The sequence below is a fragment of the Photobacterium lutimaris genome (genome assembly GCF_003025555.1).
Lineage (GTDB): Bacteria > Pseudomonadota > Gammaproteobacteria > Enterobacterales > Vibrionaceae > Photobacterium > Photobacterium lutimaris.
Genome location: NZ_PYMH01000004.1, coordinates 142,207 through 163,453, shown reverse-complemented (window position 1 = coordinate 163,453; position 21,247 = coordinate 142,207). Strand labels below are relative to the sequence as shown.

Sequence of the window (21,247 nt, the reverse complement as noted above, 5' to 3'; positions counted from 1 at the left end):
ACATTAAAATCCATTATATTTAGGGGAATGAGATGTCAGCAAAGGTTAATGAAGAGCCAGCGCAAACAGTATCCCTCCGCCAGTGGTTCAGATTAATTGTGGTGTATATCTTAATCCCGCTGATTTTATTTATATGCGCTGGGGACCTCGGCTGGTGGCAGGCGTGGCTATTTTCCATTCTGATCTTGGCCGCGGGTATTGGTGGACGCCTATGGGCTGAACAACGACATCCCGGATTAACAGCCGAAAGACAAAATATTGAAAATATAAAAAACGCAAAAGCCTGGGACAGAGTACTTGCTCCACTGATGGCGGTGAGTGTTGGGTTTCCGGTGGTCATAGTGGCAGGGCTGGACCACCGCTATAACTGGTCCTCCGAATTTGCCCAATGGCTTATCGTAATTGGCTTCATTTTGATCTTGTTCGGATACGCTTTCGCTGCATGGGCATTGGCAGAGAACCGCTATTTCTCAAGCGTGGTACGTATTCAGACGGATCGAGGGCATGTAGTGTGTGACAGTGGCCCCTACCGGTTTGTCCGGCATCCAGGTTATGCCGGAAATATTCTTGCACTGTTCGGTATTGTTCTTGCTCTGAGCTCTGTATGGACATTGATTCCTGCGGCGGTGGCATCATTGATCGCGATAATGAGAACCGTACTTGAAGACCAGACGTTACAGGATGAGTTGCCGGGCTATCGAGACTATGCACGGCGCGTGCGCTATCGGTTGATCCCTGGGATATACTGAGAGACTTGAGTGGTGATGTCCCAGAGTATAGATTAAGCTCAACAGAATGAGTGGCGCGCCGCGTCAGCTGCCCTCTTCAGGCTGACACGAAACTTCCTATGTCTTCGTGTCAGCCTCATTTATCCCGACTGTAAACTCTCCATTAGTCACGTTGACGGAGATAACGTCTTGATTAACATTGCTTGCAATAAAATTGAAGGTTCTGCTGATTTACCTACCGAGTTCACCTTATTCATCTATAGTTACCTCTAGTACTCCGCTGCCTGCCAAATAAGTAAAGAAACTATTTTCAGTATCTTGCCATCTTGCAAAAGAGTTAAAATCGGACGGGATAAAATTATAACTGCCAACACCAGTATAGTTATCAATAACTAACTTAATCACAGTTCCATCAACAATTAGGTGGCCTGAAGGTGAAGTGAAAATTGTAAATTCAGCGTCCCACGGATCACCATCTATGTCTGCAGGCATGAATAGCTCAACACGGATAAAAATTCCGCCATCGTTGTTATCGTTGTCACTATTGCAGGATGTAAGTATGAGAGCTGATGGTAATCTTAATCATCAAGACCTTTAATTGGGCTCATCGAGTGATAGACGGTTTTCACATCGCCAGTGATAGACAACGAACTTAAACCATCAATAAAGAAACGGCTGGTCATTGTGTGCTTGCCTCCATTGATGAAGATTTCGATCACCGACTTGTCGACATAAACTTCGATGGTTTGCTTGATGTTCAACCTCGGCGCTTTTCTCACACAGCCAAACTCTTCCGCGTAGAGCTGAGACATCTTGCTCCGATCAAGAGTAAATTCCGTCGCCGTGGCACTGAACACGATGTTATCGCCTGCGGCGTTGGCAAGCTTCAACTCAAACTCGTCAATTTCCGCTTCCGTATCCGTTTCGAGCTGAACCATGAAGCTCGTCGTATCCAGTTCAAGAGCCTTCTCAACCGCGACAGCTTCGCCTTTCAACGCTTTAAGTTCAGGTAAAACAGACTGAACAAGATAGCCACCTTGGATTTGAAGTTCACGAGGTAACGAGAGCATACCCGCCCATTGATGCTTGATAGATGGTGTATCAATCTCAGGCAGACCTACCCAAGCAATCATTATCCGACGACCTGAATCATCCAAGTAAGTCTGAGGTGCGTAAAAATCAAATCCGTAATCTGGCTGCGCGATGTCTTGGTGGTTCTCCAATTCCGCTGAATCTACATTTAGGCGATCGCCGACTATATAAGCCACAGAATAGATATTTTTGAAATCGTATGGGTTATCGCTGGACACGCCCTGCGGAGAAAACAGCATCACCGACTGGTTATCTATTTCAAAAAAATCTGGGCATTCCCACATATAGCCAAGGTTGTTGTAACGAGTTTGAATTGGGCCTTTGTGCTGCCAGTTCATCAGGTCACGGCTGCGATACAACGCCATTGAACCAGTCTCTTCGGGAGTTTGAGCCCCCACAACCATCAGATAGTCATCACCCTGCCTCCACACTTTTGGGTCGCGGAAATGTTCTGTGTAGTGCTCGTTTTCGATAACCACGCCATGCTTTTCTATTTTGCCGTCGACAGACATCTTCGCAAAACACTGGGTTGGCACTCGCAGCCAATTTTCATCACGTTTGTTGCCAGTAAAGAACAACAGTACATTGTCGTTTTCAACCAATGCTCCACCAGAATAAACACCGTGAGAATCGTAATCTTGGTCTGGGTGCAGGCCAATACCGTGGTCTTCGAAATGAATGAAATCTTTGGTAGAAAGGTGATACCAATACTTCATGCCATGGACAGGGCCAACTGGCGTCCACTGGTAAAATAGATGGTGTTCACCATTAAAGAAACACAAGCCATTCGGGTCATTGAGCAGGCCGAACTTAGGCGCAATATGGTAGTCAGGGTATCCAGCGTCTTGTTTGCGAAGCTTTACCATCGCATCAATACTGTCTTGAGAAATCTGCTCTACACGACGATATCTTTGCTCTACTGTCCAGTTCGAATTCAAACTCATACATTCCCCTCAGTGTTCGCCATACTTGAGGAATCTTGCTTAGTCGACTGAGCCGAGGTAACAAACTGATCAGAGTTAATAAACTGAGCAAGCGCGTCTTGTGTTGGAAGGGCTGTCATCGCCCCCTTTTGCGTCGTTGCTAATGCACCACAACCATTCGCCCACTGGATTGCAGAATCAACCACTTGTTGATTGTTCCACTCTTCATGTTGGGAAAGCTTTGCAAGTAAGCCACCAACAAAGGCATCACCTGCCCCAGTGGTATCGACTGGAGTCACTGAACGACCAGAAATCAACTCGCCTTGGTTTTCAAAGACTCGCCAAACGCCTTTCGCGCCCTGCGTAACCAGAACTAGCGTGCTGTTAAGCTCTGCTATATGAGCCAAACCTTGTTCCATCGACGTCGAATCGGTCAAGAAATCCAACTCTTCTTCTGAGAATTTAATCACATCAGCCAACTCAACCGCTTTCATAACAACAGACTTGATTTCAGACGGGTTTTGCCACACTTCATCGCGAAGGTTTGGATCGAAGCTGATGTAACCGCCCGCAGCTTTCATGCGCCGGATGGCTTCAAACGTGCTGCTTCGACTTGGTTCATTGGCCAAAGAGATTGAGCAGACATGTAGCCACTCGTTTTTCTTAAATTCGGGAATGTCTTCAACAGACATAAACTGGTCGGCACTTGGCTTAACCATAAACGTAAAGCTGCGCTCGCCTTGGCCATCAAGATCAACCACCACGGTTGACGTGCGTTGTTCAGGGTCCTTCACCAAACTCTCGGTATTCACACCTTCCTTTTGCAGAGTCACTTCCATAAAAGTGCCAAACGGGTCGTTACCCACTCGGCCGAAAAATGCGCTTTTGCCTAAAAGGCGAGAAATCGCTACCGCGACATTGGCAGGAGCACCGCCCGGACATTTCAATAATGTCGCGTCAGTCTCCGGAATGAGGTCGACGACTGCGTCTCCAGTTACCCAAACTTGATTCATCTTTCTTACCTTAAAACTGAAAATCATGACAACCGAATACAATGTGATGCTTTACGCTGTCATGTAAAAATATAAAAAGGCTAGCCAAGCCAAATCACCTAGCTAGCACCGCAAAGCTTAGGAAATGAAGCGGGGGAACTTCGCTTCTAGGGAGAAATGTTAAGCTGTTGCTTTAATGTTTTGCTTGCTGCGTTCACGCAGACCTAAAACAACGGTCAGAGCAAAGGCAGTCACGAACGCGATAATCATACCTACCACGTAATAGCCAATTTTTTCTGGCGATATTGAAATGATGCCAGGAATACCCGCCGCGCCCAGTGCTTGTGCTTTCACATTAAACATAGTGATAAATGCACTTGAAACCGCAGCTGCACAAACCGCAGCAATGAATGGGTAGCGAAGCTTCAAATTCACACCGAACATTGCAGGCTCAGTAATACCAAGTAGACCTGTCACACCAGAAGGAATCGCAATACTCTTCATTTTTGTATCGCGAGTCATGAAACCAACAGCCAGTGCCGCCGCACCTTGTGATACGTTAGACATCGCCGCGATAGGGAAGATGAACGTGCCGCCTGTCGTTGCGATATCCGCAAGCAACTGAGTTTCGATTGCGATAAAACTATGGTGCATACCTGTGATTACAAATGGCGCATAAATCAAACCAAACACCGCACCACCAATGAAACCAGCGCTGTTGTATAACCAGTTCAGGCCATCACCCAATAGGAAGCCGATATCACGTGTAAATGGACCAACAACGGTGAATGTCAGTAGACCAGTCACGAAGATTGCCAATAGTGGCGTAAGCAAGTTATCCAGAACAGAAGGCACCACTTTACGTAGGCCAAGCTCAACTTTCGCTAGAATAAACGCAGAAACAAGAACTGGCAGTACTGAACCTTGATAGCCCACTTTCTCAATCTCAAAGCCTAGAATGTTCCAAACTGGAATGCTGCCCGACACCGATGCGCCACCGAAGCCCCAACCATTAAGAAGGTCTGGGTGAACCATCAACATACCTAAAGCCGCGCCGAGGTATGGGTTACCACCAAACTTCTTGCTCGCTGAAAATGCTAATAAAATAGGTAAGTACACAAAAGGTGCATTAGCAAATGTATTGATCATGTTTGCTAAGTCGGTCAAGCCCGGGTTAGCGTCGATTAAAGATTTGCCATCAATAAACAAGCCTTGAGCCGTCAATAGGTTGTAGATACCCATCAACAGACCACCAGCAACAATCGCAGGAATAATAGGTACAAAAATATCAGACAGGCCTTTCACAGCGCGTTGCACAATATTTTGGTTATCAGCACCCGCTGACGCCACGTCGTTGGTCGACATTTCCGTCATTTCCGTCAGCTTAGCCAGCTCAGCATAAACTTGGTTAACGATCCCAGACCCGAAGATGATCTGATACTGACCTGCCACTTTGAATTGGCCCTTAACCCCTTCTAGGTTATCGATCGCCTGTTCGTCAATTTTGTCTTGGTCTGCAACTGCAAGACGCAGACGAGTCGCACAGTGTGCGAGTGCGGTGATATTACTTTTACCGCCTAATAGAGAGAGCAGCTCTTTTGCTATTTTTGGATAATTCATTACATACCCCATTGGATTATCATTTGAGCCTTTGAATTTCTCGGGAACGTTTGCAAAACAAATTTTTGCCTAGAAACAACAAATGATCAAAGATAACTGCTCAATAGTGTGAGAATGATCTTCAAATTATCTCCCTAAGATGAGAAGACAGGGTTAAAATCTCCTGATAACAGGAAAATTTGATGGTCTGTTTGCAAACCGTCCCAAAACTAAAATTACAAATGGATATTTATAATGGCTAGTCTTCATGATGTCGCTCGTCTCGCTGGAGTTTCCAAGTCGACGGTCTCAAGAGTAATCAACGATGAGTATGGCGTGAAAGAAGCGACCAAGGTTAAGGTTCGTAAAGCGGTAGAAGAGTGTGGCTATCTCCCAAACCAAGTCGCTAAAGACTTAAAGTCTCAGAAAACCAATCTCGTTGGGGTGATTGTTCCTAGGGTTTCTTCCCACGCCACCTCTCAAGGGGTTGACGGTTTAACCGCAGTATTAGAGCAAGCGGGCAAGCATGTTCTATTAGCGAGTACACACCAAACACACCACAAAGAACTCGAATATATTCAGATATTTAATCAGAAACGTGTTGAAGGCATCATCCTGTACGCGACCCACCTCGACAACAAATTAGTCAAAGCGATTCAAAGCTCTGCAGTACCGGTGGTGTTGGTTGGTCAAGACGGTTCGATGTTTAACATCCCAAGTATTGTGCACGACGACACTCGTGTAGGGTTTGAAGCAGGTAACCGCCTCATCTCGAAAGGTTGCAAGCATATGGGGTTCATCGGCGTACAAGGCGATGATATTGCGGTTGATAAGATGAGATCGGAAGGCTTCGCTCAATCGCTTCAATTCAACGACCTCACACTGCAATTTCACGCCCGTGGTGACTTCACCATAGATTCAGGTTACAAGCTGGCTAAGCAGTCTCTCAAAGAACACACCAAGCTCGACGGCCTGTTCTGTGCAACTGACCGTATCGCAATAGGTGCGATCAGAGCCATTCAGGAAGCAGGGCTCGTTCCTGGAAAGGATGTATTGGTTCTAGGTGTGGGTGACGATGAACTCGCTTCAGTATGCACGCCAACGCTTTCTACGTTTAACTATGCGTTTGATAAAGCGGGAGAAAATGGAGCCAAGCTGCTACTCGACCGTATTGAGAAAAAAAGCTTTGAAATGAGTAAGATGGTGTTGACCTTCACCACCATTGACCGAGAATCTTGCTAGCGAGTTACTTTAGAAATTAAGTCGCTCCACAAGATACAAAAATGCCAACCTTCGAGTGAAACGATAAGGTTGGCATTTAATGATGCGAATATCACATCATGATTAAAGCTCTCTATCTAACGATATATCCGGAAGTTAGAACCAAGTTTCCATCTGCAGTGCAAATAGAACCTCGCCGCCCTTTCCCATCGTTGCTACGTCCGCTTCAGTACTGATCGAGTAACCATTCAGATCTTCACTCCAATCAACATAGCTCACAGCGAAACGCAGTTCTGGTCTATCAAAAAAGCCGGTACTAGTTGAAAGCTTAAGTGTCGGCGCAATTGTGGCTTTATAGAAACCACCGCTTGCTTGTTCTATGGAGTTGTCCAAATCCATGTACTGCAGTGAACCTTCGTAAACCATCTCAAAGTTCTCTGTGAACTCTTGAGCCAATCGAACGTTCAAAGAAGCCCATGTAAACTCATCATTCTTTTTCAGACGGTCTTGGCTATGCTCTGCCATTAATGCAGGCGCTAGACGCCAGTTGTCACCAAGGCGAGTCACACCGTAGCTAAACAGACGAACAGCTTTTGCGTCATCCAGTAGATCACCATTTGAGCCGATGCCTTTTAGCTCCGCACCTAGGCCGCTACCGACTAACATACCCGTTTTAGAGAAGCCTTCGCTCAAACCAAAGAAGTTGTCTCCATGGTACACAAACATAGCGTGTACACCACTTTCAGCAGCGCCATTTAGGCGGTTATCGTTGTCTGCTGATGTCATGCCACTCAACATCACTTGCCATTGGCCAATACGGTTATTCATGGTTGCAATGTAGTTTTCTACATCTGTCGATGAGCTATCAATCTCACCAAAATCTCGGCCATAAATAGAGAAATTAGCTTTCCAGTTGTCGCTCATTTGAACGTCGTAAACGCCTGCACCAGTACCTGACAAGAAGACAATATCCGAATCGAAAAAGTGAATATCAAAATTGTCGCGATCGAATCGTTTACCTGCCCAGAACGTTGCTTCAGAAAACGCTTCAGATTCAGAGAACATGCTCAGACGATTCAGTTCTGAATACACTTGTCGTACATTCAACTGGCTTTCGCTGGCAGTCCATTCGTTATTTGTCTCAGTACTGTCGGCTAACATGATACGAAACAATGCACTAGAACCATCATCCGCAAAACGTTTATGAATCAAGTTCGCTTCAACGTAATGATCATCTTCAAGACCAAGTCGTCCAACTGGCGCACCAATCGCACCCGCAGCCGTCATGTAAGGTCCAGTGCCTGCCGCGCCGTTGAGGTCGTCGTTGATCAATAACCCCGAGCGTGCATAACCGTGAAACTCAAACGAAGAAGCCTTTTCATTTGCCTCAGTAGAAACCTGCTCTGTTTTTGCAAGCCTTTGTTCTAATTCACTAATACGTTGCTCGAATGCTGCAACGTCTTCACTTGCTAATACTGATGTTGTCATTAGCCCCATTGTTACAGCAACCGTTAAAGTGTGTAGTTTCATTCTTATGTTCTCGCGTTAATTGTTTTGGATTAGCTGCAAACGTTCCCAAAATAATTCGTAAGCACATGTCGGCTTATACTTTTGATGTACAAGCTCTATATCGAAGAAAAAGTAGAAATAAGCTGTGTTGATTACTTCACTTTTGTATCTTGGTGGATAATAGATCGATATTTTCGGGAACGTTACCGAAAATGCATAATTCTGATAACTTTGTCACAAGTGAAATTGATTGATGAGCGAAAAATAATGTATCGCGCACATTGATAGCTTTAGAAAGGTTGTCGATAAACTTGTGTGCATGGTGCGCAAAACGTGACAAGCAACACAATAACGATCCACCTTAACTGATGAATGACTCTGTTATCGAAAGTGATGTCAGTTTTGTTCAATCCCATAAATGACGATTTAAAGGTAAAAGTAAAGGTTAGAAATACCCCAACATGGTTATGAAAGCGCCCGGCCTGCTCCCCACTTTCTAATCCATCCAAAACTTAGTAGTGTCCATCTTATAAGAAGGAAGGTGAATATGAAGAAGCGATTCAACGAACAGCAGATCATAGGCATTCTCAAGGAAGCAGAAGCCGGTATTGCGGTTAGAGAGCTGTGCCGCAAGCATGGACGAATCAGATGCCCGTCGCTTGAGGACACTTGAAGAAGAAAACGCTAAGCTGAAGAAGTTGTTAGCTGAGTCCATGCTGGAAGTGGAAGCCCTAAAAGTCGCTCTTAATCAAAAGTATCGACCGTTGAAGGCAAGTGGGTATATTTGCTTAGAAATGGACTTTAGCGGCAATGTAGACTTAGCTAGTATTGATAGATATTGTCCAGTCCCGCGCAAATTGCCCCCCCCCCCGACAACGATGGTCGTTGACGCTTTAGGATAAGAGAAGTTATCCGATGCATAGGTTCTGGGTGGTTTACTCTAACGAACCTCTGTCCATGACTTTGCTAGCTAGAATGTCACGCTAGCTTTCCTAAAATCCTAGTTGGCCAACAACATTCGAAAGGAGGTTAGCATGAGGAAGCAATCATCAAGGGCATGTAGCGGTATAAAAATGCCATTCCAGCTTCAAGAAATCTGGCGAATCAGAACTCGATTAGAGCTTGAAAACGATTTGATGCAGCTTGCACTGCTTAATCTGGCCATTGATAGTAAATTGAGATCCAGCGATTGACTTCAACTCCACGTATACGACGTATCCTCCCAAGGAGTGATTTACGAAAGGGGGCAATGCATCCAGCAGAAAACTGGTACTGATGTGCACTACGAAATCACGCCAAGAACTTAGCAAAGTATCTGCATATGGATCTATTCAGCCTCTCTAGATGCAAGTAATTACCTTTTCCCGAGTACTCGACGAAAGGGGCAACCTATAAGCTACTCTTTTTATCGTTAAATCATCAGGAATTGGGCGATCAAACTAGGGTTGGGGCATTCTAAGTTAGACAACACAATCTGTTACCTTGCCGTTGAGTTGGAAGATGCACTGAGGCTTTCAGAGCAAACCGACTACTAGAGGTAATATTTCAGGCTTTTTAATACACTGAAAAGCCTGTGCCCCAAAGTGTTGCAAGTGTTATTGTCTTTAATTGTGAATAGTTTAATTACTAAAATTAATGTAATGTATCTGCTTTATTTATTATGAACTTTTAAATTATGAGTGACGCTTTTAAGACACTATTAAACCTGCGTTCTCTGCGCGCTGCTGCACGAGAAGAATTTACGTTAGAACAACTTCAAGAAGCCCTAGAGAAACTGCAAGCTGTGGTTTCTGAGCGTGAAGAAGCTGAAGCTGAATCTCACCAAGCAGAGAAAGAAAAAGAAGAAAAATTACAGGCGTACCGCGCTATGCTGATTGCAGATGGTATTGATCCAGAAGAGCTGTTAACAATCTTGGCCGACACACCTAAAAAAACTAAGCGTGCACCTCGTCCAGCTAAGTATAAATTCACCGTTGATGGTGAAGAGCGCACCTGGACAGGTCAAGGTCGAATGCCTGCGCCTCTGAAGGAAGCTATCGAGAATGAAGGAAAATCACTAGATGATTTTCTGATCTAATCAGGGTGAAAGCCCCAACTGTTGGGCTTTCGCTTGAATCCAAACTCTTTTTTAACAGTTGGTTTTGTTATTACTTAACTGACTTTGTAAGTCTTTTCTGCCCCAAAATGTGATTCACGGAGCAGTCTCATACTCTACAGACTAAATGATAGTTGACCTAATTTTAGTAATTAGGTTTCCGCAAACTCATCGACCAGAAAGTCGATGAGTTTGTGGACACGTTTTGCAAGATGCTTGCGGGATTGGTAAAGGATGTTTATCGCTAAATCATCCATCACGTAGTCCTCAAGCAAAAGGGTTAACTTGTGTTTATCAATGTAAGGCTGAACGATTACAGATGGCAAACACGTGACTCCCTCGCCAGAAATAGCAGCCTCTAACAGCACCATGACGTCATTGGATTTGAATTGACCAGACACAGGCACCTGTATGGGGAGATCTGTACTTGCATCCGAGTTATTGCGCAGACACAAGTTACTGCCTAGATTGATGTGCAGTAGACAATTATGAGTGACTAAGTCGCGAGGTTTAGTGGGTCTTTCATGGCTTTTCAAATAACTTGGTGCAGCACAAACTACAGAGTGGCAAGTAGTTAGTTGGCGAGACACCATCCGATGATCTTGTTCTTTGCCTATCTGGATAACGATATCAAAAGGCTCTTTTGCTAAGTCAATATATCGCTCAGTAAGTATGACTTCTACCGAAATTTTGGGGTAAATTGAGATAAATTGGCGTATTAATTTTGCTATGTGGGATTGCCCAAAAGACACACTACAAGCGACTCGAATCAAGCCTTGAGGTTCCGCGTCATCTCTGCTTGTGATATGCGTGACACTATCATTTAGTGATAAAATTTGTCGATAATATGGTAGGACATCTTCCCCCGCACTGGTTATTTGCAATCTTCTTGCATGTCGACTCAGTAACGTCACACCCAAGCATTTCTCAAGTGATGCGAGGTGTCTCGTTGCCATGGATCTTGACATCTCCAGTTTACCTGCCGCTGCGGTTAAGCTGCCTAAATTGACCACTTCTACAAACACGCGCATTCCTGTGATTTTATCCATAGCACACCTCTTAACTGTTCGATTTGTGCAACTCAATGTAGCACAAAAAGCGGTTTATCCGTGCATTTAAAGAAATTATGATAGTTTCAACTCACAATTAGGGTACTTAATCATGTCTAAGTTTTTAACTAATTTAATCGCCACTTGTTGTCTTTTTAGTTCAAGTGCATTCGCACAACCTTTGACACCAGACGATCTTGTGGGATGTCCATCTGAGACTATCAACGCCGCATTTTCTGAATTTGGCCGCACTGGAAAAATGGATAGAGAGCTTAACCGTTGGCTAAATAATGCAGAAGGACAGTATATTAAACCTTATGAGGCATTTGATAATGTTTATTATGTCGGCGTATGTTGGGTGTCATCTTGGCTTATAAAAACAGATGACGGTGCTGTATTAATTGATACGCTTACGGGGCCGTTTTCTGAGCAGCTCATTCGCAATATAGAGAGTGTGGGCGTAAAACCAGAGGATATTAAATTGGTTCTTATGACGCACGGACACTTTGATCATACGGGTGGCGCAAGTCATCTGAAAGAGCTATCTAATGCTCAATTTGTTATGACGGAAGAAGGTTGGCTAGAGGCCTTTGAAGATGTAAATAAGAAACCAAAAGCTTACTGGGACAGTCGTTTTCTAACTGAAGCGGATATCGTCGCTAAAGATGGTGATTTGTTCACTGTGGGAGGCAAGGAGTTTATATTGTTGAGTACTCCAGGTCACACTTGGGGTACGGCCTCTTATGTTTTTGACGTTCAAGATGGCGAAAATACATATCGAGCTATCTCGATTGGTGGTTTAGGGTTAAATGCTATAGACGGGCCAGAACAGGTAGAAGCTTACATCCAAAGCATCGAGCGAATTGAAGAACTCGTAAATGCTAGCGAGCACCCAATCTCAGTTCATCTAACTGCGCATCCTTTCAGCAATGGAATGACAGAAGCAAGTAAACTTATTGATTCTAGGGGAGACGACTATAAACATCCCTTTGTTGACAAGCAAGGCTTAATTGAGCAACTACGCACGCTTAAAAAAGGTGCTGAAGAACGCTTGGCATTTGAGAAACAGAAACAATAACTTTTACTATTTCTTTAGGAGAAAAATAACTCCTTAGTCGAAGGTTTGCTGTTATTTGTGACATGGAAAACATGATTTTATTAGCGATAGTTTGCCAGTAGAGGTTGCAAGATACTTTTTATCTCTATTTAATGGTTTAGTGCATTTGTACTAAACCACTAATTTTGTCCAAAAACGTGCCAGCTGGCAATTTTTAGTGCTGTGTGATTTTCAGTGTTCTGTCAACGTCTGAGCCTTGGCTGTTTTCATGATGTGGGCACACGCTTGCAACTAAGCGGTTTGCTTAACCGCTACCTGTGCTTCTTGCTCACTCTCTTTCGCGTAGCGATTAGCCAAAATGGCACAATAGAAAATCTGAATTTGATGGTAGAACATAATCGGTAGCAACATCATCCCCAGCATTGGGTTAGCACCGAAAATAACTTTGGCCATCGGTACACCGGCCGCCAAGGTTTTCTTGGTACCACAAAAAACGGCAGCAATTTCATCTTCTCGGTTAAAACCAGCCTTGCGGGCAATCCATTGCATACTGTGTACCACCAACAACAGAATAAGGGTGGTGAACAGTAAGGTCATTGCCAAGGTACTGAGGGCAAAATCAGACCATATCCCATCTTTCACCGAGTCGCTAAATGCATTGAAGACGATAAGCAAAATCACCCATTTGTCGATTTTGTTAATGATTGATTTACGTTTTTCCAAGAGCTTAAGCAACACAGGCCGTAGCAATTGCCCGACAATCATCGGCAGTAACAGCATCGAAGAGATTGACACCACGGTATCAATTATATCCATCTCTACCCCTTCCATGCCCATAAACCACTGGATCAACAAAGGGGTGATCAACACACCCAATACGCTGGACAAGGAAGCATTAAAAATCGCTCCCGGTACATTGCCTTTGGCTGCACTGGTCATGGCCACCGATGAAGATATCGTACTTGGCAAAACGAACAGATAACAGAAACCAAAAGCCAATGCAGCCGGCATCATGGCATGGAACATATTACCGAAAATAAGCCAGAGCAAAGGATAGGCAATAAAGGTCGCGCTCTGAACAAAGAGATGCAGCTTCCAGTTCGTGATGCCGGCTTTGATCGCTTGTGGCGACATACCAACACCATGGAGGAAGAAAATAATGGCAATACCCACGGCCGTCACTTGGTCTAAATGCAGTATCCCCCCCGACTGACCCACTGAAGGCATTAGGGCTGCCAGCGCAACCGCTGTTAGCATCCCGGTTAGAAACCATTCTTTCTTGAAATAATTGATTACTCGTTTAATCACACTCTCACCTTTCATACTTTCATGCCATTTGACAATGCACGCCAAACAACTCGCCATCCATTGGCAACGTTTAGGTTATAGGATACGCTGGTCATGATTTCCTGCTATCGCCAAGAAGCTAACTTTTATCTCATACAGGACAAGATGACCCATTATATTCCCAGCGGGCTATCTAACAGTGCGGCACGTTGCTTGAAAAAACAGAACAGGAAGATTTGTCATGGTTAAACCGATACTCAACGCCAGCCAGAGACAGCATAGGCAAGTCCCCTTGCTTAGAGAGCTTCCCCGTCCCGTTTATGCCCGAGTTGAAAACTGGCAGCAATCTGGTAGCCAAACCCACTGGCATACCCATGGTTGGGGCCAGTGGTCCTATGCCGCTGAAGGCATGCTCATCGTCCATACCCGCCAGGGCCACTACGTTGCTCCGCCCCAGTTTGCAATTTGGATCCCCGAGGGTATTGAGCACAAGGTGATATCCAATGGTGCTGCGCAAATGCGCAGCCTATATATAGAAACCAAGTATTTATCCGATATAGTGTGGAGCCAACCAAGGGTATGCAGTATCACTCCCTTGGTCCGTGAACTGGTCCTCCAGTTCTGTGCTCTACCAGCCAATTATGACTGCAATAGCGCTGATGGGCGATTGGCTCAAGTGCTGCTCGATCAAATCGCTTGCCTGCCCCCCGCTGCAACCCAACTCACACTACCAGGCGATAAACGCCTTGCGACTCTCGCAGAGCTTCTCCAAATGCACCCCGAGGAGCCGAGAAGCATCGAGCAACTCGGCGAGCTCGTTGGCTTGTCTGGTCGAAGCGTCAGCAGGCTTTTCAAGCAACAAACTGGGCTGACGTTTCAACAGTGGCGTCAGCGGGCCAGATTACTCGACGCTCTGAACAGGCTTGAATCTGGCTCACCGGTCACACGGGTATCTATCGAATGCGGTTACGACTCCGTCTCGGCATTTGTATCAACCTTCAAAAAACAGTTTGGCGTTACGCCCGGAAAATATCTCCGAAAAGAATAATGTCATCCACTCAACCTTCGTACCGTCCAGCCAACTAGTGAAAACACACTATTCGTATTAGTCTTTAAAGACTTTACAGCAAAAGGCAGACACGATGACGACCAGCAAGGAAATCCATTGGCCTGAGTATTACCACCCCAAACATGCGCAATTGCATGTGAGAAACGAAACGCTGATCCCCGCTCAAGCTGATACCATCTGGTCATGCCTAATACATGCTCCATGCTGGCCTCAGTGGGGGCGCGCCCAAACGTCAGTTCAAATTCTCAACGGTGATGGTATTGAACTGCACAAGGGCACACTTTTTCGCTGGAAGGCCAGAGCCCTACACTTTGATTGTACGGTTGTGGAATATATCCCCCACAAACGGATTGCGTGGAAAGGCAAGTGCGGTGATGTCGATATGTACCATGCGTGGCTCATAGAGCCAACCGATGATGGCTGCGTTGTTTTGACAGAATCAACCCAGCGTGGCGGAATGACTTGGTTGACCCGATTATTCACTAGCCGAAACATCCACTCCTACCACAAACGATGGCTGGATGGACTCAAAAAGCAGCCTGAATGCAAGAAACAGAGCTCACCTAAAGGTCAGGGCGAAGGGCTAAAGTGATCGACTCAGCCACTCCTCGCTATTGGCCCCAACAACACATTCATTATTCACTCGCAAGGCAAGACGTTGCTGACACCGGGCAGAAACTTGCGCAAAACGTTGCTCTGGCAATGTTCGAACTGATTCAACCAAAGCTATCCAGTGCGGTTGCTCTTGAACAGCCAAGGTGTAGTAGACCCACTTACCTTGCTTTTCCTGCGTCAGTAATCCTGCCTTGTACAGCATTTTGAGATTGCGAGAGGCGTTGTATTGACTGTCGCCAGTCACATCCATGGCTTCAGCAACGGTAATTCTCCTACTATATCGCACACCTTACCCCTTTCCTGCGAGGTAAGGTGGCTTGTTCTCATTACCAGCAGGATTATGGCTTGAGTTTTAGTACCTCATCAATATCCTTGGCACTATGGCGCTCAGGGACTTGCTCCCACTCTTCCCCCCAAGTACGGTTAACCATTTTACCGCGCTGTACCGCAGGGCGGCTATCAATCTCCTTGGCCCATCGGACTACGTGGGTGTACTGCTCAACCTGCAAAAATTCAGCAGCATCATACAGTTTGCCTAGTACCAGATTGCCATACCATGGCCAAATAGCCATATCCGCAATGGTGTATTCGTCACCTGCGACAAAAGCATTATTTGCCAGCTGCTTATCGAGCACATCAAGCTGTCGCTTGGCTTCCATGGTAAAACGATCAATTGGGTATTCGATTTTTTCTGGCGCATAGGCATAGAAATGACCAAAACCGCCCCCCAAGTATGGCGCAGAGCCTTGAAGCCAGAATAGCCAATTCATTACCTTCGTCTTTGCGGTCACATCTTGTGGAAGAAAGTGACCAAACTTCTCAGCGAGATAAAGTAAAATGCCACCAGACTCAAAGACGTTAATCGGCTTTTCAACGGAATAGTCAACCAGCGCAGGAATTTTAGAGTTAGGGTTCACCTCAACAAAACCGGATGAAAACTGATCGCCTTCGCCGATCCGTATCAAGTGAGCATCATATTCCGCTTCTGATACCCCCGCAGCCAGCAACTCTTCCAACATGATCGTGACTTTCTGACCATTGGGCGTAGCCAGCGAGTATAGCTGCAGCGGATGGGAGCCAACAGGGAGTACCTGTTCATGCCTGGCCCCTGAATCTGGTCGGTTGATGCTTGCCCACTCTCCACCACTTGCACTGTCGTAAGTCCAAACTTTTGGTGGGTTATATGCTGTACCCATTTGCTACTCCTCGCTGACTCATTACAGTAACTTCCTGCCCAACGGGCGCATCGTTTAGTGCTGTTTTAGCAACGCCTTCACAAGGCCGTGAACAGTCGTTCAAGATTAAATATTCCGCTAACTATCCAGCTTAGTGCAATATTTTGCAATACGTGTTCATGGATGGTGTGATTTTGAGACTATATTGATTACCACTTTGCAGGGCATAAAAAAGGAAGCCAAATTGGCTTCCTTAAAACGTCTACATTGACCAAAATGGCGTTTAGCAAGCGTTGAATGCTGCGACATAGGCCTTCGCATTATTTCGAATTTCATCCCTTGTCATACCCGGCTTATACAGCGCAGCCCCTAAACCAAACCCTTGTGCGCCAAGGTCGGTATACGGCTTCATGCTCTCAGTTGTAGGGCTGATCCCCCCTACAGGCAAGCAAATAGTCTCAGGTGGCAGCACCGACTTAAGGGCCTTGAAGCCTGAGGTGCCAAGCATAGTAACAGGGAACAACTTGATACCTGTTGCTCCAGCGGCAAGCGCGGCAAATGCTTCAGTTGGAGTAACTACCCCAGGGAAGGTCACACACCCCGCTTCGATCGACATTTTGACTACTTCTTCGTGGAAGTTAGGCGTCACCACTAAGTTAGCCCCCGTGTCGATAACTTGCTGGGCAAGCTCTGGTGTTGTGACGGTACCCGCACCGATGTAGTAATCATGGCCGAAGTGATCCACCAGCGTCTTGATACTCACTAGTGCATCAGGACTGTTTAGCGGTACCTCAATCATGGTAAAGCCCTCTTCGATAAGCACTTGTGCCACATCGATAACTTCAGACGGTGTTACACCACGAATGATTGCCACAAGAGGCAAGTTTTCAGCGAGATTAAATGATTTAGTTGTCATTGTTCATTACCTTCTGGATTGCAGCCATACCGGCAATGAAACACTCATCACCATTGATATACGTAGATTCGAGACCCAATTCTTGGCAGGCAAGTTGATAGCGTTCGCACAACTTACCGCCTCCTACTAAGTAAACTTGTACCTGCTTAGCTTCTAGCGCTTTCAGCTCATTACCAATTAACACGCCGGATAGGTAATCCAGTACTTCTGCATCGGTAATGTTGTTGAACAAGCGATGGGTTCGCGCCATGAATAAGGTATTGGTTAACTGCTCCCCCTGCCCTTCACGTACGCCTTTAAGAAACGCCAAGTTATCGGTTAGCGCCCCCGTTTCCGGCAAGCCTCGTCCCAAAATCGTATGCGTTGAAATCACAGAGAATAGTTCACCGGTCATATAAGACGAGAATTCAACCAATTGACCCTTGTTAAAGGCCGCATGCTTACTGTGAGTACCCGGCATAATCGCAACTAAGTCAGCCATGCCCGTCAGTTTCGCCAGACCAAACAACTGCACCTCTTCACCACGCATCACATCGAACAGGCCTTCAGCCGATTGATGGCTGACACCAGGAACGATGGTTGCTGTTGCTCCCCATGGCAGCTCAAAGCGATAGGCATTATGCGCAAGTTGCTCAATGCCAACAGACGTCGGCACATACTCCACATTGGCCCAGCCTTGCTGTGAGCCCACCATACCAGCCATGTAAATTGGCAGGTGTTTATATTCGGCTAGCCAGCCTGACAACACATTTTCCAGTTCAATGGCGAACGCGCCTTCTTTCACCTGCAGCAGGCCCAGCGACAACTCAACTTTATCAAGTACATCACCTTGCTCACCCATCGCAAAAGCACGGAAGTTTGTTGTTCCCCAGTCAATAACAAGCCAATGTGCTGGTAATTGTTTTTTTATCATTCGATAAGATCCCTACTATTGCCCCGTGATTACGGGGCAAAATATTAAAATTCAGATAATTAGTTGATCTTATAGCGCTCGATAATCTCTCGGTTTACATCAACACCAATGCCCGGCTTAGTCGATATTTGGACTTTGCCATCCACCATTTTGATACCGTCACAAATCAAGTCTTTGCGGAATGGGTGAGAAGACTGATCATACTCAAGCATTGGTTCAATCGGATTCAGTGAAAGCGGTGCCGCCGGTAATGACGCAATGAACTGCAGTGATGCCGCAATGCCAATGCCTGAGCCCCAAACATGCGGGATCATGCGGGTATTGTTAGCTTGTGCCATCGCCGCAATTTTCTTGCACTCAGTAATACCACCAGACGAACACAGATCGGGCTGGATGATGTCCAGCGCATTACCTTCAAGCCATGGGCGATAACCTGTCTTACCAAAGACCTGTTCACCCGCCGCAATATAGGTTTTCGATAGGTTTTTGATCTGCTGGTAGCCTTCCAGATCTTCCGGTGCCAGCAACTCTTCAAGGAAGTACGGGCTGTACTCTTCGGTTTCCTTGATAATACGGCGCGCCGCGCCAACGCTGTAGGCACCGTTGGCGTCAGCCATGATCTTCACATCATCACCAACCGCTTCGCGGATCGCGCGGATCAAAGCAACATCCTCTTCGATACCAAACCCGATTTTCAGCTTGAATGCACCAAAACCAGACTCGACATGTCGATGTGCCTCATCGATAGAATCAGCAGGGTAAGTCGCTCCCTCAACGCGGTAGAAGCCCGTCGCGTAAGGTGTCACTTCTTTACGGAAAGCGCCGCCAATCAGTTTATGGATCGGTTGGTTGAGTGCCTTGCCCATAATGTCCCACAGCGCAATATCGACACCACTGATAGCATTGACCGCTGAGCCGCCTTGGCCATATGGACGAGTCAGGTTGTACATCTCTTCCCAAAGAACCTCGACATCGAAGGGGTCGCGGTTAAGAAGCAGCGGCTTGAAAGCATGTTCAATAAACGCTGCAGCTATGTGAGGAGGCTGCAGGCCATGACACAGCGCTTCACCAAATCCGGTGATCCCTTCGTCTGTCACAATCTCGACAATCAGTGAGCTACGGTTATGTACCCAACCTTGCGAGAAATAAAACGGTTGCTCCAGCGGTACAGAAATCGCGTGGGGAATAACGTTAATTATTTTCATAGTGTTACCTTTTTAAATCAGTGCCAGAGACAGTTGCGGAATGAAGATGACAAACATCAGGGCAATCAGCATGGCGACAAAGAACGGTACAATGGCTTTGGACAAGCGCTCTACGGAGATCCCCGAGACGCTCGAGCCGACAAACAGGTTCAAACCAAGCGGTGGCGTAATAAAACCGATTGCTAGCGTCACGACCATAATGATACCGATGTGCACCGGATTGAATCCGAACAGCATGGCAACTGGCACCAGTATTGGTGTCAGGATGATGATGGCAGCAACGGTTTCCATGAAACAGCCCACAACAAGCAGGAGTGCAACCATCAGCAGAATAAAGACAATTTTGCTATCAGAGAATGCGAGCATCGCATTGGCGATTTGCGTCGGAATTTGTTCAAGTGCAAGGTATTTACCAAAAGCGGTTGCAGTCCCTACAATCAGTAGAACAATCACCGAGGTCAAAATGGATTTAGTAAATATCTGAGGCAAATCCTTGAACGTGATTTCCTTGTACACAAACAGGCTGACAATAAGGCCATACACTACCGCGACGACACTGGCCTCAGTCGGAGTAAAGATACCGCCGTAAATACCACCGAGGATAATCACCGGAATCAAAAGTGCTAACTGGGCATGTTTAAGTTGTTCGAAAACTTCTTTAAAAGAGAATGGCTCATCAGAGCCTTTGTAGCCTTTCTTCTTCGAATAAATGTATGCCCACACAATCAAGCAAAACGTCACAAGAAGACCCGGTACAACACCTGCAATAAACAGATCACCGATAGAGGTGCTGGCCGACACACCGTACATCACCATAGGGATACTCGGTGGGATCATCACGCCAATCGCACCAGCGGCAGTCACGACGGCCGTCGCAAAGCCACGGTCGTAACCATACTTGATCATCGCCGGGATCATGATGCCGCCAACCGCAGCAACCGTTGCCGGGCCCGAACCTGAAATTGCCGCGAAGAACATACAGGTAATAATCGAGGCAATCGCAAAACCACCAGTGATGTTTTTCACTAACGAGTTCGCGAAGTTCACCAAACGCTGCGAGATCCCTCCGCTGCCCATAATGTCACCGGCCAAGATAAAGAATGGCACCGCCATAATGGGAAAAGAGTCAACCGATGTAATCAGTGTGCTGACGAGGAAATCAACGCTCAGGTTGCCCGTTGAAAGAATGGTAACCAATGTTGCGATACCCAATGCAATCGCAATCGGCACAGTGTAGACCACTAAAAACGCAAACGTTGAGAACAGAATAAATATAGACATGCTTCCCTACCTTATTCGCTAACTTTGATTTGGTCGAACTTGATTGCCTCAAGCTCATCAAAAGTAATTATCATTTGCTGGATCAAACGAAATGACGTTAATCCAAATCCAACAGGCCCTGCCAAGTACACAATCCACATTGGCAATCCTAGCGCTGGCGACGTTTGACCAAGGTGATAAAGCTCCAATACCATCTGCGTTGAATGGAAAAGAATGAAACATGAAAAAGCAAAGAAGACGAGGTCAGCCAGCAATGACAGGTATTTCTTTTCTTTTTTATCCAGCAGCATTGCAATCGCATCAATTTTGATATGGCTCTTACGAGAAGCAGCAAAGCTCACACCAATATAGACCAACCAAATAAAGCAATAACGAGCAAGTTCTTCCGTCCAAGAAATGGGGATATTTAAAGTACGCGTAACAACCTGGGTAAATATCGCGATAACCATCACCGCAAGTAAAATACAAGCCAATGTATTTTCCAAGTATTTATCTAACCATTTAATCATAGGGTTTCCTTA

19 protein-coding genes and 3 pseudogenes are annotated in these 21,247 nt (G+C 45.9%); 8 read left to right on the top strand and 14 right to left on the bottom strand.

All coding sequences use genetic code 11. The features are described 5' to 3' along the window. Positions 1 to 32 precede the first annotated feature (32 nt). Positions 33 to 749, top strand: a complete 717-nt coding sequence (locus C9I99_RS11205; protein WP_107348971.1) for a methyltransferase family protein — start codon at positions 33 to 35, stop codon at positions 747 to 749. Between the two features lie 228 nt (positions 750 to 977). On the opposite strand, the gene C9I99_RS11200 is transcribed toward C9I99_RS11205, so the two are convergent. From C9I99_RS11200 to C9I99_RS11185, 4 genes are all read right to left on the bottom strand, one after another. Continuing rightward, on the bottom strand, positions 978 to 1,220 hold the full coding sequence (locus C9I99_RS11200; RefSeq protein WP_107348970.1) for a hypothetical protein: 243 nt from the start codon (positions 1,218 to 1,220) through the stop codon (positions 978 to 980). Between the two features lie 86 nt (positions 1,221 to 1,306). Beyond that, on the bottom strand, positions 1,307 to 2,764 hold the full coding sequence (locus tag C9I99_RS11195) for a sucrose-6-phosphate hydrolase (protein WP_107348969.1): 1,458 nt from the start codon (positions 2,762 to 2,764) through the stop codon (positions 1,307 to 1,309). Continuing rightward, positions 2,761 to 3,756, bottom strand: coding sequence for an aminoimidazole riboside kinase (locus C9I99_RS11190; RefSeq protein ID WP_243734418.1), 996 nt, complete (start codon positions 3,754 to 3,756; stop codon positions 2,761 to 2,763). The genes C9I99_RS11195 and C9I99_RS11190 overlap by 4 nt, the downstream gene beginning before the upstream one ends. Before the next feature lie 159 nt (positions 3,757 to 3,915). Further along, positions 3,916 to 5,355: a sucrose-specific PTS transporter subunit IIBC gene (locus tag C9I99_RS11185; protein WP_107348968.1), complete on the bottom strand. Its 1,440-nt coding sequence runs from the start codon at positions 5,353 to 5,355 to the stop codon at positions 3,916 to 3,918. Positions 5,356 to 5,589: 234 nt separating this feature from the next. Here C9I99_RS11185 and C9I99_RS11180 point away from each other — a divergent pair, with 234 nt between their 5' ends. Continuing rightward, entirely contained in the window at positions 5,590 to 6,576 is a 987-nt protein-coding gene (locus tag C9I99_RS11180) for a LacI family DNA-binding transcriptional regulator (RefSeq protein WP_107348967.1), read from the top strand. 135 nt (positions 6,577 to 6,711) lie between these two features. Here the strand turns inward: C9I99_RS11180 and C9I99_RS11175 are convergent, their stop codons facing one another. Continuing rightward, a complete protein-coding gene (locus tag C9I99_RS11175; protein WP_107348966.1) occupies positions 6,712 to 8,085 on the bottom strand; it encodes a carbohydrate porin in 1,374 nt (457 codons plus the stop codon). A gap of 526 nt (positions 8,086 to 8,611) precedes the next feature. Here C9I99_RS11175 and C9I99_RS11170 point away from each other — a divergent pair. The 3 genes and pseudogenes from C9I99_RS11170 to C9I99_RS11160 form a co-directional block, all read left to right on the top strand. Then, positions 8,612 to 8,819 (top strand): annotated as a pseudogene (locus C9I99_RS11170) (transposase); the annotation flags it as partial. A gap of 279 nt (positions 8,820 to 9,098) precedes the next feature. Beyond that, positions 9,099 to 9,599: pseudogene (locus tag C9I99_RS11165) on the top strand (tyrosine-type recombinase/integrase). 140 nt (positions 9,600 to 9,739) lie between these two features. Further along, on the top strand, positions 9,740 to 10,141 hold the full coding sequence (locus tag C9I99_RS11160; protein WP_107348965.1) for an H-NS family histone-like protein: 402 nt from the start codon (positions 9,740 to 9,742) through the stop codon (positions 10,139 to 10,141). A 170-nt stretch (positions 10,142 to 10,311) separates the two neighbouring features. Here C9I99_RS11160 and C9I99_RS11155 read toward each other — a convergent pair whose 3' ends face one another. Beyond that, entirely contained in the window at positions 10,312 to 11,208 is an 897-nt protein-coding gene (locus tag C9I99_RS11155) for a LysR family transcriptional regulator (RefSeq protein WP_107348964.1), read from the bottom strand. Between the two features lie 196 nt (positions 11,209 to 11,404). On the opposite strand from C9I99_RS11155, the pseudogene C9I99_RS11150 reads away from it, so the two are divergent. Then, positions 11,405 to 12,286: pseudogene (locus C9I99_RS11150) on the top strand (MBL fold metallo-hydrolase); the annotation flags it as partial. A gap of 270 nt (positions 12,287 to 12,556) precedes the next feature. Here the strand turns inward: C9I99_RS11150 and C9I99_RS11145 are convergent. Continuing rightward, on the bottom strand, positions 12,557 to 13,588 hold the full coding sequence (locus C9I99_RS11145; protein WP_275937917.1) for a bile acid:sodium symporter family protein: 1,032 nt from the start codon (positions 13,586 to 13,588) through the stop codon (positions 12,557 to 12,559). A 205-nt stretch (positions 13,589 to 13,793) separates the two neighbouring features. Between C9I99_RS11145 and C9I99_RS11140 the strand changes: the two genes are divergently transcribed. Continuing rightward, the gene (locus C9I99_RS11140) at positions 13,794 to 14,600 is read left to right on the top strand and encodes an AraC family transcriptional regulator (RefSeq protein ID WP_107348961.1); all 807 of its coding nucleotides are present in this window, start codon (positions 13,794 to 13,796) and stop codon (positions 14,598 to 14,600) included. 94 nt (positions 14,601 to 14,694) lie between these two features. Further along, positions 14,695 to 15,213 (top strand): SRPBCC domain-containing protein, encoded by a 519-nt coding sequence (locus C9I99_RS11135; protein WP_107348960.1) that lies wholly within the window; start codon positions 14,695 to 14,697, stop codon positions 15,211 to 15,213. Here C9I99_RS11135 and C9I99_RS11130 read toward each other — a convergent pair. The 7 genes from C9I99_RS11130 to C9I99_RS11100 form a co-directional block, all read right to left on the bottom strand. Then, positions 15,205 to 15,522: a helix-turn-helix domain-containing protein gene (locus C9I99_RS11130; RefSeq protein ID WP_208113378.1), complete on the bottom strand. Its 318-nt coding sequence runs from the start codon at positions 15,520 to 15,522 to the stop codon at positions 15,205 to 15,207. The two genes, C9I99_RS11135 and C9I99_RS11130, sit on opposite strands and share 9 nt — an antisense overlap. 52 nt (positions 15,523 to 15,574) lie before the next feature. Beyond that, positions 15,575 to 16,432, bottom strand: coding sequence for a glutathione-dependent disulfide-bond oxidoreductase (gene yghU, locus C9I99_RS11125; protein ID WP_107348959.1), 858 nt, complete (start codon positions 16,430 to 16,432; stop codon positions 15,575 to 15,577). Between the two features lie 262 nt (positions 16,433 to 16,694). Beyond that, the gene (locus C9I99_RS11120; RefSeq protein ID WP_107348958.1) at positions 16,695 to 17,327 is read right to left on the bottom strand and encodes a 2-dehydro-3-deoxy-6-phosphogalactonate aldolase; all 633 of its coding nucleotides are present in this window, start codon (positions 17,325 to 17,327) and stop codon (positions 16,695 to 16,697) included. After that, positions 17,317 to 18,240, bottom strand: coding sequence for a 2-dehydro-3-deoxygalactonokinase (locus C9I99_RS11115; protein ID WP_107348957.1), 924 nt, complete (start codon positions 18,238 to 18,240; stop codon positions 17,317 to 17,319). The genes C9I99_RS11120 and C9I99_RS11115 overlap by 11 nt, the downstream gene beginning before the upstream one ends. 59 nt (positions 18,241 to 18,299) lie before the next feature. Then, positions 18,300 to 19,445 (bottom strand): mandelate racemase/muconate lactonizing enzyme family protein, encoded by a 1,146-nt coding sequence (locus C9I99_RS11110; protein WP_107348956.1) that lies wholly within the window; start codon positions 19,443 to 19,445, stop codon positions 18,300 to 18,302. Positions 19,446 to 19,457: 12 nt separating this feature from the next. Beyond that, positions 19,458 to 20,726: a TRAP transporter large permease gene (locus C9I99_RS11105; RefSeq protein ID WP_107348955.1), complete on the bottom strand. Its 1,269-nt coding sequence runs from the start codon at positions 20,724 to 20,726 to the stop codon at positions 19,458 to 19,460. Between the two features lie 11 nt (positions 20,727 to 20,737). After that, complete coding sequence (locus C9I99_RS11100) at positions 20,738 to 21,235, bottom strand: TRAP transporter small permease (RefSeq protein ID WP_107348954.1); 498 nt, start codon at positions 21,233 to 21,235, stop codon at positions 20,738 to 20,740. Positions 21,236 to 21,247: the final 12 nt, after the last annotated feature.

What these genes read in the sequence shown, in the direction of transcription:
- C9I99_RS11205 (WP_107348971.1), top strand. Translation starts at nt 33, where the DNA reads ATGTCAGCAAAGGTTAATGAAGAGCCAGCGCAAACAGTATCCCTCCGC.
- C9I99_RS11200 (WP_107348970.1), bottom strand. Translation starts at nt 1,220, where the DNA reads ATGCCTGCAGACATAGATGGTGATCCGTGGGACGCTGAATTTACAATT.
- C9I99_RS11195 (WP_107348969.1), bottom strand. Translation starts at nt 2,764, where the DNA reads ATGAGTTTGAATTCGAACTGGACAGTAGAGCAAAGATATCGTCGTGTA.
- C9I99_RS11190 (WP_243734418.1), bottom strand. Translation starts at nt 3,756, where the DNA reads ATGAATCAAGTTTGGGTAACTGGAGACGCAGTCGTCGACCTCATTCCG.
- C9I99_RS11185 (WP_107348968.1), bottom strand. Translation starts at nt 5,355, where the DNA reads ATGAATTATCCAAAAATAGCAAAAGAGCTGCTCTCTCTATTAGGCGGT.
- C9I99_RS11180 (WP_107348967.1), top strand. Translation starts at nt 5,590, where the DNA reads ATGGCTAGTCTTCATGATGTCGCTCGTCTCGCTGGAGTTTCCAAGTCG.
- C9I99_RS11175 (WP_107348966.1), bottom strand. Translation starts at nt 8,085, where the DNA reads ATGAAACTACACACTTTAACGGTTGCTGTAACAATGGGGCTAATGACA.
- C9I99_RS11160 (WP_107348965.1), top strand. Translation starts at nt 9,740, where the DNA reads ATGAGTGACGCTTTTAAGACACTATTAAACCTGCGTTCTCTGCGCGCT.
- C9I99_RS11155 (WP_107348964.1), bottom strand. Translation starts at nt 11,208, where the DNA reads ATGGATAAAATCACAGGAATGCGCGTGTTTGTAGAAGTGGTCAATTTA.
- C9I99_RS11145 (WP_275937917.1), bottom strand. Translation starts at nt 13,588, where the DNA reads ATGAAAGGTGAGAGTGTGATTAAACGAGTAATCAATTATTTCAAGAAA.
- C9I99_RS11140 (WP_107348961.1), top strand. Translation starts at nt 13,794, where the DNA reads ATGGTTAAACCGATACTCAACGCCAGCCAGAGACAGCATAGGCAAGTC.
- C9I99_RS11135 (WP_107348960.1), top strand. Translation starts at nt 14,695, where the DNA reads ATGACGACCAGCAAGGAAATCCATTGGCCTGAGTATTACCACCCCAAA.
- yghU (WP_107348959.1), bottom strand. Translation starts at nt 16,432, where the DNA reads ATGGGTACAGCATATAACCCACCAAAAGTTTGGACTTACGACAGTGCA.
- C9I99_RS11120 (WP_107348958.1), bottom strand. Translation starts at nt 17,327, where the DNA reads ATGACAACTAAATCATTTAATCTCGCTGAAAACTTGCCTCTTGTGGCA.
- C9I99_RS11115 (WP_107348957.1), bottom strand. Translation starts at nt 18,240, where the DNA reads ATGATAAAAAAACAATTACCAGCACATTGGCTTGTTATTGACTGGGGA.
- C9I99_RS11110 (WP_107348956.1), bottom strand. Translation starts at nt 19,445, where the DNA reads ATGAAAATAATTAACGTTATTCCCCACGCGATTTCTGTACCGCTGGAG.
- C9I99_RS11105 (WP_107348955.1), bottom strand. Translation starts at nt 20,726, where the DNA reads ATGTCTATATTTATTCTGTTCTCAACGTTTGCGTTTTTAGTGGTCTAC.
- C9I99_RS11100 (WP_107348954.1), bottom strand. Translation starts at nt 21,235, where the DNA reads ATGATTAAATGGTTAGATAAATACTTGGAAAATACATTGGCTTGTATT.